This window comes from Microbacterium sp. GW823-FHT02G05 (genome assembly GCF_058797175.1).
Map to the genome: position 1 here is coordinate 274,230 of NZ_JBXAJK010000001.1, position 13,808 is coordinate 288,037.

The 13,808-nt window shown below is 67.6% G+C and carries 11 protein-coding genes; 8 read left to right on the forward strand and 3 right to left on the reverse strand.

What is annotated here, in order from left to right; all coding sequences use genetic code 11:
- Window positions 1-151 precede the first annotated feature (151 nt).
- The 6 genes from AC1REM_RS01335 to AC1REM_RS01360 are packed head-to-tail and all read left to right on the forward strand — an operon-like array spanning window position 152 to window position 9,637.
- The gene (locus AC1REM_RS01335) at window positions 152-1,687 is read left to right on the forward strand and encodes a sugar transferase (protein ID WP_492512952.1); all 1,536 of its coding nucleotides are present in this window, start codon (window positions 152-154) and stop codon (window positions 1,685-1,687) included.
- A complete protein-coding gene (locus tag AC1REM_RS01340; RefSeq protein WP_492512953.1) occupies window positions 1,687-2,367 on the forward strand; it encodes a hypothetical protein in 681 nt (226 codons plus the stop codon). Before AC1REM_RS01335 ends, AC1REM_RS01340 begins: the two co-directional genes overlap by 1 nt.
- Before the next feature lie 28 nt (window positions 2,368-2,395).
- Complete coding sequence (locus tag AC1REM_RS01345) at window positions 2,396-6,082, forward strand: fibrinogen-like YCDxxxxGGGW domain-containing protein (protein WP_492512954.1); 3,687 nt, start codon at window positions 2,396-2,398, stop codon at window positions 6,080-6,082.
- A complete protein-coding gene (locus AC1REM_RS01350) occupies window positions 6,079-6,783 on the forward strand; it encodes a CDP-alcohol phosphatidyltransferase family protein (protein WP_492512955.1) in 705 nt (234 codons plus the stop codon). Before AC1REM_RS01345 ends, AC1REM_RS01350 begins: the two co-directional genes overlap by 4 nt.
- A gap of 9 nt (window positions 6,784-6,792) precedes the next feature.
- A complete protein-coding gene (locus tag AC1REM_RS01355) occupies window positions 6,793-8,136 on the forward strand; it encodes an O-antigen ligase family protein (RefSeq protein WP_492512956.1) in 1,344 nt (447 codons plus the stop codon).
- Window positions 8,126-9,637 (forward strand): lipopolysaccharide biosynthesis protein, encoded by a 1,512-nt coding sequence (locus AC1REM_RS01360; protein WP_492512957.1) that lies wholly within the window; start codon window positions 8,126-8,128, stop codon window positions 9,635-9,637. The genes AC1REM_RS01355 and AC1REM_RS01360 overlap by 11 nt, the downstream gene beginning before the upstream one ends.
- A 2-nt stretch (window positions 9,638-9,639) precedes the next feature.
- Here AC1REM_RS01360 and AC1REM_RS01365 read toward each other — a convergent pair whose 3' ends face one another.
- The 3 genes from AC1REM_RS01365 to AC1REM_RS01375 are packed head-to-tail and all read right to left on the reverse strand — an operon-like array spanning window position 9,640 to window position 11,565.
- On the reverse strand, window positions 9,640-10,206 hold the full coding sequence (locus AC1REM_RS01365) for a glycosyltransferase (RefSeq protein ID WP_492512958.1): 567 nt from the start codon (window positions 10,204-10,206) through the stop codon (window positions 9,640-9,642).
- Window positions 10,206-10,655: a glycosyltransferase family 28 protein gene (locus AC1REM_RS01370; RefSeq protein ID WP_204938260.1), complete on the reverse strand. Its 450-nt coding sequence runs from the start codon at window positions 10,653-10,655 to the stop codon at window positions 10,206-10,208. The genes AC1REM_RS01365 and AC1REM_RS01370 overlap by 1 nt, the downstream gene beginning before the upstream one ends.
- Window position 10,656: 1 nt before the next feature.
- Entirely contained in the window at window positions 10,657-11,565 is a 909-nt protein-coding gene (locus AC1REM_RS01375) for a glycosyltransferase family 2 protein (RefSeq protein WP_492512959.1), read from the reverse strand.
- Between the two features lie 184 nt (window positions 11,566-11,749).
- Here AC1REM_RS01375 and AC1REM_RS01380 point away from each other — a divergent pair, with 184 nt between their 5' ends.
- Both AC1REM_RS01380 and AC1REM_RS01385 read left to right on the forward strand, forming a co-directional pair.
- Window positions 11,750-12,883, forward strand: a complete 1,134-nt coding sequence (locus tag AC1REM_RS01380) for a Gfo/Idh/MocA family protein (RefSeq protein ID WP_492512960.1) — start codon at window positions 11,750-11,752, stop codon at window positions 12,881-12,883.
- Window positions 12,880-13,797, forward strand: a complete 918-nt coding sequence (locus tag AC1REM_RS01385) for a hypothetical protein (protein WP_492512961.1) — start codon at window positions 12,880-12,882, stop codon at window positions 13,795-13,797. Before AC1REM_RS01380 ends, AC1REM_RS01385 begins: the two co-directional genes overlap by 4 nt.
- Window positions 13,798-13,808: the final 11 nt, after the last annotated feature.

Sequence of the window (13,808 nt, forward strand, 5' to 3'; positions counted from 1 at the left end):
CTGGGAATCGAAGAGACGAGTCAGGCGTACCCGAGGGGTCGGGTGATGGGCTCATGCCGCGAGCGTGTCTGCTCGTGGTCTGGGGAAACTGGGGAACGACCATGACGCACTGGGGATATTTGCGCACGGTTCCGGCTCACGGAGCATCGCTATGACATCCGTCGACGACGCTCTGAGCCTGGTCGGTGCTTCGGCGCCGACCGTTCGTCCCGTGGCGGCGCCGCTTGCACCGAAGGCTTCGACACGGACGGTGGCGACACCGCGTGCGACGCCGACGTTGACGCGGCGCCGCCAATGGGAACGCCGCTATCGCGCGCGCCTGCAGATCACGGATGCGTCCGTCGTGCTGCTCGCCGCGGGCACAGCCGCCGGTATTCAGCTCGGCCTGGGACTCGATCCGCTGGCCGTCGGACGCATGGCGGTGATCCAGGCGGCGCTCTGGGTCGCGATGCTCAGTGCTCTGCGATCACGCGATGCCGCCATCCTGGGATCCGGCCCCACCGAGTACAAGCGAGTCGTCAATGCCAGCGGCGTCGCCTTCGGCCTGCTTGCCGCGGTCGCCGTACTCCTCGGAACCGACACGCTGCGCATCCCGCTTCTGGTGGCGATGCCATTCGGCATCCTGGGGCTCCTCACGGAACGCTGGCTGTGGCGCCGGTGGCTGCAGAATCAGCGTCGCCACGGGTGCTTCGCCTCCCGCACACTCGTGGTCGGGGACCGCGCCGACGTCGAGTACGTCATCAGCACCCTCCGCGAAGGGGCGATCTACGGCTACAACGTGATCGGCGCGACCCTCCTCGACGGCAACGCCCGCGAGGTGGGCGGGGAATCCGCGCCGATCCCGGTGCTCGGCAACATCACCTCGGTCGCCGAGGTCGCCGGCCGCATCAGCGCCGACACGATCCTCGTCGCGAGCCGACCGACAGGCGCGCCCAACTTCATCAAGCGCCTCAGCTGGCAGCTCGAAGGCACGGCCGCCGAGCTCGTGCTGTCGAGCCAGCTGACGGATGTCGCGGGTCCGCGCATCTCCTTCACGCCCGTCGACGGCCTGCCCCTGATCCAGGTGCAGATCCCGACGTACGAGGGCGGCCAGCACATCCTCAAGCGCGCACTCGATGTCGTCGTGGCCGCCGTCGCATTGCTCGGAATCGCCCTGATCACGCCGATCATCTCGCTGTTCATCGTGATCGACTCCTGGGGACCGGTGTTCTTCTTCCAGGAACGCGTCGGGCGCGACGGCCGGACGTTCCGGATGGTCAAGTTCCGCTCGATGCGCACCGACGCCGAACAGCAGCTCCTGGCCTTGCAGGAGCAGAACGAAGGCTCCGGGCTGCTCTTCAAGATGAAGGACGACCCGCGTGTGACTCGCGTCGGGCGCGTGCTTCGCAAGCTGTCCTTCGATGAGCTGCCGCAGTTCTGGAATGTGCTGATCGGCGACATGAGCGTCGTCGGCCCCCGCCCGCCACTGCCGAGCGAGGTCATGTCGTACAACGGCAAGGTGCACCGCAGGCTCTACATCAAGCCCGGCATCACGGGTCTCTGGCAGATCAGCGGGCGCAGCGATCTCAGCTGGGAAGAGAGCGTTCGCCTCGATCTTCGCTACGTCGAGAACTGGTCTGTCGTTGGCGACCTGCAGATCATGTGGCGCACGGCCAAGGTCATGATTCGCCCGACAGGAGCGTACTGATGAACGATCTCTCCGCGGCAGAGGAGCCGCGCCCCCGTCGTCGGTGGCCGATCATCGTGGCCGTCGCCGCATCGCTCGCGATCGTCGGCGGATCCGTCGCCTTCGCGCTCAGCACGCGAGGTCCGGGACAGGAGGCCAGCACCGCGCCCACTCCCGCGCCCACGCAGAGCAGCGCCGAGCAGACACAGGAAGCCTCGGACGAGCCGCTCGCGATCGCGGCCACGCCGACTTCGGGACCCGTCAGCGACGACGAGACCGTCGAGGTCGCACGCGCCGAGTCCGTGGCGACCGCGCTCGTCAGCGTCGTCGACGAGATCGGGCAGCGCGCCGACGGATCAGCCGTGGGCGCGGAGGCCATCGCCACCGGCTTCGTGCTCGGTGAGATCCAGGCCAAAGCGCGCGAACAGCTCGACCTCGGCTACACGCAGGTCGGTGAGGCCGTCATCACGAGCATCACCGCCACCGACGTCAACCTGGCGGGCGAACCGCCGACCATGACCCTCACCGTCTGCGTCGATGTCTCGAAGATCGACGTTCTCGACGCAGCCGGGAACTCTCTCAAAGCGTCGCTCTACAACCCGGGCCACCCTGTCGCCCATGTATACGGCGCCGAGTTCATCGACGACACCTGGAAGATCTCCAGCCACGACATACCCGACCAGCAAACCTGCGCCGCTTGACGGCCGCCCGAACAGAATCGACACCACCATGGGCTCTTCACCGCAGACCCGCATTCGTCGTCTCGCTGTCACGACAGCGGTCGCCGTCACCACTCTCGTCGCTTCACTCCTGAGTCCGATGGCGGCCAGCGCCGCCGATCCTCTGCCCAACGGCCTCACCTCCGAGACCGCCGCAGGTTCGTGCTGGGAGGTCAAGCAGAACTACCCCGCTTCGACCGACGGCGTCTACTGGCTCGTGACTCCGGCGCTCGTCGCGCCCGAGCAGTTCTACTGCGATCAGACCACGTCCGGCGGCGGGTGGGTCCTGGTAGGCCGCGGACGCGAGGCATGGAAAGAGGGCTACAACGGACTACGCACACCCGCAGACATCCGCAACACCCCGAGCGGTACCGGCGCATTCCAGCCTGCGCAGCTCCCGGCTCCGACGATCGACGGCCTGCTCAACAACGGGCGCGTGGACGCGCTTGGCGACGGCATCCGCCTCCGCCGTGCAACCAACACCGCGGGCAGCTCCTGGCAAGAGGCACGGTTCAAGTTCCAGAGCCGCGACCGGTGGGTCTGGACCTTCGGCGCCGAGCACCGGGTAGGCACGTACTCCTTCGACGGCGTCAACGGCTCCGGCGGGCAGACGAACAACTTCGGCAGCAACAACCAGACGCGCCGTGTGGTGTTCTCCGAGCAGTCTTCGCATCAGTTCCTGAACGGCTGGGCCTTCGGCTCCAGCACCGGCGGAAGCACCGCCGCGACCTCGTACCTGTGGGCACCGTCGGGTCAGGGCTACGCCCGTCCGTTCACGCAGGTGTTCCTGCGCCCGCAGTTGAAGATCGCCAGCATGGACTTCGGCACGATTCCCGCGGGCGGCATCGGCGCCTCCACGGTCGCCGCGATCCCCGAGAGCGACGCGATGCGCACCGTGTGGGGCGTCTCCGGCTTCGCGAACGGCAGCTCGGGCGAGCTGAACACCGAGGTGGCAGAGTTCGCCGAGACGGCCGCCAAGGTCTACGTCGGCGGTAACTTCCGCTACGTGCAGCGGACCGAAGCAGGATCCGGCCAGGTGGAGCAGCCCAACCTCGCCGCGTTCGACGTCAACACCGGTGAATGGGTGTCGTCGTTCCGACCCGTGCTCAACGGCCAGGTCAAGGCGATCGCCGCTCTTCCCGACGGGCGTCTCGCCGTCGGCGGACAGTTCTCGATGGTGAACGGCGTCGCGCAGAACGCCCTCGCCTTCCTCGACCCCACGACCGGCGCGCTCTCGGGCACGCAGGTCGTGGCCGAGCATCGCACCGCCGGTGGGGTGCCGTACGTGCGCGATCTCGACGTCCAGGACGGATACCTGTACGTCGCCGGCGCGCTGACGCACCTCACACGGGTCGGTGCGAGCAGCAGCGCGAGCGCCTGGAACGGCGGGCGCATCCTGCTCTCGAACAGCACGCCTGACACGGGGTGGAACGCGTTCCTCAACGGCACCTCCGTGGCCGTCGACGCCTCCGATCAGGGCGACCGCGCGTACTTCTCCGGCTACTTCAAGATGAAGCAGTCCACATCGACGCCGAGCGCGGCGGCCATCCAGACGGCGGCAGGCGCCCCCCTGGTCGCACCGCTGTGGACCCCCAGCTTCAGCAAGGCGTCGATCGATGGGTCGGGCAACTATGTCGGCAACATCTGGCAGCTGGGCGTCACTGAGGCGGGCGGCAAGGTCTGGCTCGGCGGATCGGAGCACTCGCTGTTCGCCTACGACCGCAGCACCTTCCAGCGGTTGAGCGGCTCCATCACGAAGGCAGGCGGCGACTTCCAGACGGTCGAGCACAACAACAACCTCGTGATCGGCGGATGCCACTGCGGCCACTGGGTGTACCAGAACGCATACGCCTGGAGCGACGTCGGAACCGGGTGGTCTCAGGCCGACAAGATCAACCTGATGGGCGCATGGAACGCGGCGACGGGCTCCTACGTCGCCGCCTGGTCGCCCGTTGTGCAGGCTCGCGCCGGCTACGGCGCCTGGGGCACGTTCTTCGACTCGACAGGCGTCCTCTGGGCCGGCGGCGACTTCAGTCGCTCCGTGAGAGCCGGCGAAGTACTGCAATGGTCGGGCGGGTTCATCCGCTTCGCGCCACGCGACACGGCAGCCCCGACGACGCCTGGGGCGATCTCCTCGACCTTCGGCAGCGGCGGGACGCAGGCCACACTCTCGTGGGGCGGGTCCACCGATCCGGGCGGAGTCACCTACGAGGTGATCCGCGGTAACCGAGTGATCACGTCGACGACGACCACGTCCTACACGGTGCCGGTCACGACGACGCCCACAAACTACTTCGTGCGCGCTCGGGACGCCGCAGGAAACCGCTCGGCGACGACGGCCGCGATGGTCGTGCAGCCGCCCCCGGCGAGCGCGCTGACGTTCATCGAGACGCTCTCCCCGTGGTCATGGCGGTTCAGCGCGGATGCACTGGCGGCCAGCTGGAACACTTTGGCCTTCGACGACGCATCCTGGCCGACGGGCAACGCCGTACTCGGCCGCGGCACGACCGGACTGGGCACGAACATCGACCCGACGGCGCTCTCGCCGCGACCGCTGAGCGCGCAGTTCCGCAAGGAGTTCACGGTGACCGATGCGTTGACCGTCGTGAACGGCAAGATCACGGTGATCGCCAATGACGGTGTCGTGGTCTACCTGAACGGGACCGAGATCGGCCGCCATCGCATGCCGGCCGGCACCCTCACGCAGAACTCCTATGCGAACGGCGTAGTGACAGCGGCGGCCGCCGCCGCGAGCCGAGTGACATTCGATGTGCCGCAGGGGCTTCTCGTCGATGGCGTGAACGTGATCGCTGCATCCACGCACTCCAACTTCCGCAGCACGGCAGATGTGACCTTCGATCTGTCGTTCACGGCGGAGCGGGGGGCGGCGCCGCAGCCTCCGGCAGCGGTGGAGGGCGCGACGGCGACGGCGACCGCTCCGGATGCCATCACGGTGTCCTGGACGGCACCGGCAGCGGGCACACCGCCGCAGTCCTACACGGTGCAGCGCGACGGCGCCGAGGTGGGCACGGTGGCTGCGCCGACCGTCACCTTCGACGACACGGGTCTCACTCCCGAGACCACGTACGAGTACACGATCACCGCGGTCGGAGTCGGCGGACTCACGTCGCCGCCGGTGACCGTGTCGGCGACGACACCCGCCGTCGAAGACCCGGGTCCCGGCGACGTCACGGTCGCCAATGGGGCGACGTGGTCGTGGCGGTACACGGCGGATCCGCTGCCGGCGGACTGGAACGCTCCGGCGTTCGACGCCTCCGCGTGGGCGTCCGCCCCAGCGCTGTTCGGCATCAACGTCCCCGCGCAGGTCACCAACCTGAACGAGGCCGCACTGTCACCACGTCCGCTCAGTGCGCAGTTCCGCACGAGCTTCGAGGTGGTCGATGCCTCGACCGTCACGGACGGCACCGTGACGGTGATCGCCGATGACGGCGTCGTGGTCTACCTGAACGGCACGGAGCTCGGCCGGGCGAACCTGCCCACCGGCACACTGACGCAGAACTCCTACGCCACGGCAGCACCGCGCTACACGGCGGCGACAGCGAACCGCGTGACGTTCGCTGTTCCGGCCAGCCTTCTCGTCGACGGGGTCAACGTGCTGGCGGCCTCGGTGCACGCGAACTATCGCACAACACCGGACCTCAGTTTCGACCTCGCCCTGAGTATGCTGCGGCAATGAGCAGGATCTCCTACGCAGAGGCGCGACAGACGCTCACATCCGCCCGCAAGGCTGGTGCGGGCGTCCCCGCGTATCTCCGCTGGGTGAACCGTCCGCTCGGAGGTCAGGCCGCGATTCTCGCCGCGAGCTGGGGTTGGACGCCCAACGGGGTCACCGCGCTGAGTGCCGCCCTCGGTGCGATCGGACTCGGGATCCTCGTCAGCGTCACGGAGCCGTGGGCGCCACCGGTTGCGGCACTCCTGCTGCTGGCGGGGTACATCCTCGATTCCGCCGACGGGCAGCTCGCCCGCATCCAGGGCCGGGGCGGGCCCGCCGGCGAATGGCTCGATCATGTCGTCGACGGCGTGCGCGCGCCGCTCGTGCACATCGCGATCGCGGTGGCGCTCGTACGCGCGGAGGCGCCCGCCTGGCTCGTGGTCGTCGCGGCGCTGTTCTCGGTTCTCGTCTCGGGGTGGTTTCTCTCGCAGCTACTCGCTGAGAAGCTGCTCCCCAAGGTCCCTCACGGTTCCGACGACTCCAGGCGCAGCACCCTCGAGTCCTTCATAAAGCAGCCGCAAGATCCGTCCACGACATACCTGGTCCTCGCGCTCTTCCCGCTCGCCCTGCCCTTCGCCGTCGCCTACACGGCACTGTTCGCCTGGCACGTGCTGATCTTCGTGGTGTCGCTGCGCCGAAAGTTCGCGCAGCTGCGAGCCCTGTGACGGTGTGAGATGACATCGCTGATCACGTCGCCGAGTCGCTCCCTCCTCGCCGCCACCGGGCAGGACGCGGACCGCGAAGTCGAGACGCGTGTGCTCCCCGCCTGGCCGGTGCTCACGGTGCTGTGGGGATACCCGATCTTCTGGCTTCTGGGTCTTCTGCCCTTCGCGTCCGTGATCATGGCGATCCCGATGGTGGCGTTCCTCATCCTGCGTCGCCGCATCCTCATCGTCCCCGGCATCCTCCCCTGGATCGGGTTCGTGCTGTGGATGATCCCCTCGGCGCTCATGATCGACCAGGTCGGTCGCGCGGTCGGACTGGGCGTTCGCATCAGTCAGTTCCTCGCTCTCGCGATCATGATGGTCTACATCGTCAACGCACGCTCATCGCTGTCCCCGAGACGGATCTTCAACGGACTCACCTTCATCTGGGTCTTCGTGATCATCGGCGGTTATCTCGGGATGCTCTTTCCCGAGACCCGGCTGACGTTGACGATCGGGCTTCTGCTTCCGGACGCGATCGCCGGCAACGACTACGTCTCGGAACTCGTGTTCCCGACCCTGGCGGAGATCCAGACACCCTGGGGAGCAGAAGAGCCGTTCGTGCGCCCATCCGCCCCGTTCTCCTACACGAACGGATGGGGTGCGGCGATGGCGGTGCTGACCCCGATCGCAATCGGCACCGCGATCGGACACCGCACGGCCCGCGCGATGTGGTTCCTCGTCCTCGCGCTCGTCGCAGCGATCCCGCCCGCGATCGCAACGACGAACCGCGGCCTCTTCCTCGGCATCGCCGGGGCGATCGTCTACGTGATGTTCTGCCTGCTGATGCGCGGACGCATCCTTGCCTTCGTATGGGTGTCGCTTCTGAGCCTGGCGGGTGCTCTGGTGTTGTTCCTTTCCGGCTTCCTCGACGGCATCGCCGCGCGCCAGGAGACCGTCGACACCACCGAGGGTCGAGGCAATCTCTACGCAGAGACGTTCGAGCGCACGCTTGAGTCACCCGTCCTGGGCTTCGGTGCACCGCGCCCGAGCTACTGGAGCGAGATCTACGTCGGCACGCAGGGCGCGATCTGGAATGCCATGTTCTGTTTCGGGTTCGTCGGGCTGGCCCTCTTCCTCGGCGCCATCGTGCTGGGGGCGGTGCGCACGGCGAGTGCACCCAATCTCTCTGCCCTCTGGATCCACACGAGTGTCGTCGTCGCCGCGTTCCTGTCGATCTTCTACGGTCTCGACCGCCAGCTCGTCTTCGTGGGCATCGCGGTCGCGGTGCTCTTGCGCGAGAAGTACCTCGGCAACTCCTCGTACTGGACGGCACAGCCCATCCCCTTTGCAAGAGCGCGCAATGAGGAGTGAGGGCCTGGCCCGCAGCGGCGTCGTCAGCCTCTTCGGCTCCGCCTTCGCAGCGCTCGCCGCCCTCGTCCTGACCGCGATCGTCGGCAATGCGCTAGGGGCCGACGGCACGGGGCTGTTCTTCCAGGCGATGGGGGTCTTCACGATCCTCACGCAGGTGCTGCGGCTGGGCACCAACAGCGCGATCGTGCGCTTCCTCGCCGAGCAGCGGGCATTCGGGCGCGCGGGTGCGGAGTGGCGCATCGTCGCCTACGCGCTGGTTCCCGTCGCCGCCGTGTCTGCGCTCGCCTCGCTGGCGATGTGGTTCTTCGCGGACGCACTGGGATCGTGGCTCGCGTCTCCGGCGGATGCTGCGGCGCTCAGCGACCTGCTCCGTGCGATGGCACCGTTCGTGATCGCAGGCGCCGTCATCGGGGTGCTGCAGATCGCGGCGCGGATGCTGCGAGGGGTGACGACCTTCACTCTGCTGCAGAGCGTGCTCCTGCCGGCGAGCCGCCTCCTGACGGTGGCGGTCGCCGTCACCGTGGTGGGGGCTGCGGCCTGGGGGGCTTTCGAGGCCTGGCTGTGGCCGCTGCCCGTGTGGTTGGTGCTGACGCTCGCGATCGTGGCAGACCCGCTCGTGCGCGACTTCCGTCGTCGACGGGAAAGCATCGCCGCCACCCGCCCGAGCGCTCTGACCTTCTGGAGGTTCACGGGGCCGCGCTCGGTGAGCTCGGGGCTGGAAACCGCACTGGAGTGGTCTGATGTGCTGATCGTCGCCGCGCTGGCATCCCCGGCTGCTGCGGGCATCTATGCGGTGTTGACGCGAGCGGTGCGGGCAGGCGGTGTCGTCGACAAGGCCATGCGCGTCGCGGTGTCCCCGACGATCTCCGCGCTGCTCGCCACAGAGCAGCGCGACGAGGCGACGAGGTTGCACACGCGCGTCGTCCGCGCGATGCTGCTCCTGAACTGGCCCTTCTACCTGCTCCTGATCTCGATGGGCTCGGCCGTGCTCGCGATCTTCGGCGAAGAGTTCCGCTCCGGATGGGGCCCCATGGCACTGATGGCCGCGGCGATCATGTTCCAGACGGCGTGCGGGATGCTGCAGAGCATCCTCCTGCAGGGCGGGAAGAGCACCTGGCAGATGTACAACAAGTCGCTCGCCCTCGCCCTCAGCATCGGCGGCAACGTGCTGCTCGTGCCCGTGTGGGGGCTCTGGGGCGCCGCCGTCACGTGGGTGGGGGTCGTCCTCGTCGACAACCTCATCGCCGCCTTCCAGGTGCACCGTGGCATGGGCGTGCAGTTGGAGCCGTTGCGGCTGGTGCCGGCGATGGCGCTGCCGATTGTGGTCTTCGGAGGCGGAGGCTTCGCATTCACCCTGTGGCTGGGTACCGGCATCCTCGCCCTGCTGCTGGCCGTGCCGGTGCTGTGCGCCGTGTACGGACTTGTTCTCTGGCTCCTGCGCGAGCGCCTGCAGATCGTGCCGCTGTGGCGGAAGGTCCCCGTCCTCGGGGCACGCGCCTGAGTTCAGCGCCGAAGGACAGCACGGGCGACGGCACCTCCGGTGCGGACGAGGCGCCGCGGCCGTTCGTACCACGGGAGGCGGGCGACGGGCTGCTCCAGGAGGGCACGCACGACCTCGGCGCCCGGCGTCGCGATCTCCTGCGGCACGTCGGCACCGACTCCCGCGAACGTGTCCTGCAGCTGCTGCGCGAGCTGCTCGGGGGTGAGCGCACGACGCAGGATGCCGAACTTCTCCATCTCGGCGGTGAAGACCAGCTGATGGTCGTCGACGACCTCACCGCCGCCCGGCACACGCGGCACGACGATCGGCACGATGCCAAGCTCCCGCATGTCCATGACGCCGCCGGCGCCACCCTGCAGCACCACCGCGTCGGCGCTGCGACACAGGGCAAGGAGCTCGGCATACGGCAGGATCTCGACGTTCTCTGCGCCCGCGACCGGACGTGATGGCCCGTGCTGCATCACCACCCGGGTGTCGACGGCGTCGCGCAGCCACTCCTCCATCCAGATCGAGAGCCGGTCGAAGGGCAGATGGTAGGTGCCTGCCGAGACGACGACGAGGCGCGACATCAGAGCACCACTCCCACCGAGCGGGACCCGGGATAGAACGCGCGCATGTGATCCCACTGCACGAGGAACTCGTCGGCGAAGGGGTAGACGAGACGTCCGCTCAGACCCGGCGTCGTGATGCGATCGACCGGCTCCAGGTACACCGTGCGAGCACCGAATCTGCGCGCCTGGCTGAAGAACGGCAGCGCGATGGCGGCCCCCGTCGAGAACACGATGTCGGGCTTCTCGTCTTTCAGCACGCGCCTCGCGAGACCGAAGTTGCGGCGGAGATTGGGCACATTGCGGACGGTCGGGTAGTGGATCTCGTAGACCTTCTCGTCGGCCAGTCGCGAGCGAGCGTCCTCGACAGGGAACGTCGCCCAGACCCGCTCATGCTCTCCCCACCAGTCGCGCAGCGCGAGCGCCTGAGTGAGGTGTCCTCCGGAGGAGCAGGCGATGAGGATCTTCATGTCAGATTCCTCGACCGAGCTTCTGCACCAGGCGGGTGACCGTATCGGTGCGGACCAGTCCGCGCGAGATCGCGATCGCGAGCATCGCCTTCACCTGGGTCGGCGCATTGCGCAGCGCCCGCCAGGCCCATTCACGTGCCGCGGGTCCCTGATCGCTGGCGGCGAGGGCGAACGCCACCTGCGCCTGAATACGGCCGTGGGCGCGGGGAATGCGGGAGAAATCCGGATGCTTCGCCAGCAGATACTGCAGCGCTTCGGCATAGCTCGCCCACTGCCCGAAATAGTACGACTGGCCGTTCCACAGGACCTTGACGAGCGGCTCGTTCACCACCGTGACGAGCCCTAGCGCCGACGCGCGCAGCAGAATGTCGTAATCCTCCCCGTAGCTGCGTGGGAGCTCCTCGTCGATGAGGCCCAGATCTCCCTGGAGCACCTCGCGTCGGAACATCAGGCTCGACGAGTGCACACCGGGAATCCGGTTGCGGAGGAAGTCCTCATGCGTCAGCTCTTCAGCGGGGGCCCGCCGCTCGATCCGGCTGGTGCCGTCATCGACGAGCATCGCCGTGCCGACGACCATCGCCGCCGGCACCTCCGCGAAACGTCGCAGCTGCGCGGCAAGCTTGCCCGGCAGCCACTCGTCGTCGTCGTCGAGGAAGGCGACGAGGCGGCCGGTCGCGGCGTCGATTCCGGAGTTCCGGGCGCCGGCAAGGCCCCGCGAGCGCGAGTTGGCGATGCCGCGCACCGACCACCCCGCAGGAATGTCAAGCTCGGGCACCTCGATCGGGCAGGCATCGAAGACGATGATGACCTCACCCGTGGCATCCGTCTCCTGCGTCAGCACGCTCTCGACCGCGCTCTTCATGAACGCCGGCCTGTTGTGCGTCGGAACGACGACGGAAACCTCTTGCATCTGACACACTCCCCTTGTGTGACGTCGCCGGACAGAGGAGCGAATGCGCTCACCATCTGGCCTTTCCCCACGGCTCCGGCAGGCCCCATCCCACCGGAAAGACATCGACAGAAAGTCGATGTGCCAGTTACTATAGCGAATGGAGCCTCCCTGGGAAGGGGCTCTCTGGGGAAGGGGATCTGGCGTGCCAGAAGAATCTGTGTCGACGCGCGTTCGCGTCGGGGTCGTCGGGGCCGGAAAGATGGGCCTCTCGCACTTGGCGATCGTGCGCGCGCTGCGCGACGTCGAGCTCGTGGGCGTCGTCGACGCCACCGACTACCTGCTCGACGTGCTGAACAAATACACCGGCGCGCAGACGTACTCGACGCTCGAGGCGATGCTCGCTGAAGCGCGTCCCGAGGCCGTGCTGATCGCCACACCGACCGGCTCGCATGCAGCACTCGTGCGCACGGCCCTCGAGAGCGGCGTGCACGTCTTCTGCGAGAAGCCCCTCACTCTCCGCGCGGAAGAGTCGCTGGCACTCGCGGCCCTCGCGGAAGAGCGCGGCCTGGTGGCTCAGGTCGGCTATCACAACCGCTTCATCGCGACGTTCCAGGAGGTCAAGCGCCTCCTCGACGCCGGGGCGATCGGCGAGGTGACGCACGTGCTCGCCGAGGCGTACGGGCCTGTCGTCCTCAAGGCAAAGGGCGGCACGTGGCGCTCCAAGCGCACGAGCGGCGGCGGATGTCTCTACGACTACGCGGCCCACCCGCTCGACCTCGTGCACTGGTACCTCGGCGCGCCCGAGGCGGTGCGCGGTTCCGTCCTCAACAGCATCTTCTCCGCCGACACCGACGACGAGGTCTACTCGACCCTCGAGTACCCGAACGGGCTCAGCGTCCACCTCTCCGTGAACTGGTCCGATGAGTCGTATCGCAAGATGTCGACGAGCGTGACCCTGACCGGCACTCTCGGACGGATCGTCGCCGACCGCCAGGAGATCCGGGTCTTCCTGCGTGACGACGCTCCCGCCCCGGAGGGCTACCGTCCCGGCTGGAACATCCGCTACACGACCGATCTCACCGCGCCCGTCTCCTTCTATCTGCGTGGCGAGGAGTACAGTGCGCAGCTCGAGAGCTTCATCGCCGCGATCGCCGCAGGTGAGCGCACCGCACGGCAGAACGGCTTCCTCGGGGCGGCGCAGACCGACCGCGCCATCGAGTGGATCCAGGCGGATGCTGCGGGTGAGGCATCCCCCGCGGCCGCACTCGCTGCGCCCGCATCCGTGATGCGCATCCGCACACGCCGCACCCTGTTCGGTCGGAGGAAGACAGCATGAGCGAATCATCCGAACTCGCCACGATGGCCGACGCCGAGACCGCGGCGCGCCGCCTCGATCTTCTGCTTCTGGGGGACAACCAGTTCTTCGGCATCAACCACATGTCCGAAGAGAAGGCGCGCGCGCAGGCGATCCGCTTTCAGGATACGTCCGCGATCATCGACGTCATCGACATCGCGCTCGACCACGGCATCCGCACGCTCATGTGCACCACGCACGACCGCATCGGCGAGGTCTGCGACCACATGCGCGCGAACCCGGAGCGCTATGCCGACTACCGGTTCTATCCGTGCATGCCGTACGCCCACAAGTATGCGAACGCGGTGACCGACAACGGGATGCTCGGCGCCGTACGACAGTTCCTTCCGGAGGAGGGACTCCTGAATGCCGCCCTGCGCGGCGGCAAGTCCTTCATGCGCAAAGACATCGAGGGCATCATCACCCTGCTCATCGACGCCGAGATGAAGATGTTCCAGGGGCTGAACACACCCGTCGTGTTCCTGCAGAACGTGATCGTCGACCTCATGCTCGGGCTCGGCTTCGATGAGGCCTTCGCGATCTTCGACCGTCACGTGCGCGAACGCTACGGAGCCGAGCCGGGGTTCATCACGATGAACCTCCCGATGCTGCTGGACACGCTGGACCGAGTCGGCATTCGCAACCCGATCGTCTGCGCCAACATCAACGAGATCGGGTTTCGGATGTCAGGCGGGATCGACGCATACGAGCAGGCGCTGCGCGAGCGTGAGTTCCGCCCCGTCGCCATGTCGGTCTTCGCCTCCGGCGCCATTCCCCCGCAGCGCGCACTGCGGTGGATTCATGACCACGCGCAGGTGGAGGCGATCGTCTTCGGCGCCTCCTCACGCGCCTCGATTGCCAGCACGACGGATATTGTCAGGGATCTTTGGGGATGACCTGACCTACA

Excerpts from the sequence above, each read along its gene's own strand:
- AC1REM_RS01335 (WP_492512952.1), top strand. The coding sequence starts at position 152 with ATGACATCCGTCGACGACGCTCTGAGCCTGGTCGGTGCTTCGGCGCCG.
- AC1REM_RS01340 (WP_492512953.1), top strand. The coding sequence starts at position 1,687 with ATGAACGATCTCTCCGCGGCAGAGGAGCCGCGCCCCCGTCGTCGGTGG.
- AC1REM_RS01345 (WP_492512954.1), top strand. The coding sequence starts at position 2,396 with ATGGGCTCTTCACCGCAGACCCGCATTCGTCGTCTCGCTGTCACGACA.
- AC1REM_RS01350 (WP_492512955.1), top strand. The coding sequence starts at position 6,079 with ATGAGCAGGATCTCCTACGCAGAGGCGCGACAGACGCTCACATCCGCC.
- AC1REM_RS01355 (WP_492512956.1), top strand. The coding sequence starts at position 6,793 with ATGACATCGCTGATCACGTCGCCGAGTCGCTCCCTCCTCGCCGCCACC.
- AC1REM_RS01360 (WP_492512957.1), top strand. The coding sequence starts at position 8,126 with ATGAGGAGTGAGGGCCTGGCCCGCAGCGGCGTCGTCAGCCTCTTCGGC.
- AC1REM_RS01365 (WP_492512958.1), bottom strand. The coding sequence starts at position 10,206 with ATGTCGCGCCTCGTCGTCGTCTCGGCAGGCACCTACCATCTGCCCTTC.
- AC1REM_RS01370 (WP_204938260.1), bottom strand. The coding sequence starts at position 10,655 with ATGAAGATCCTCATCGCCTGCTCCTCCGGAGGACACCTCACTCAGGCG.
- AC1REM_RS01375 (WP_492512959.1), bottom strand. The coding sequence starts at position 11,565 with ATGCAAGAGGTTTCCGTCGTCGTTCCGACGCACAACAGGCCGGCGTTC.
- AC1REM_RS01385 (WP_492512961.1), top strand. The coding sequence starts at position 12,880 with ATGAGCGAATCATCCGAACTCGCCACGATGGCCGACGCCGAGACCGCG.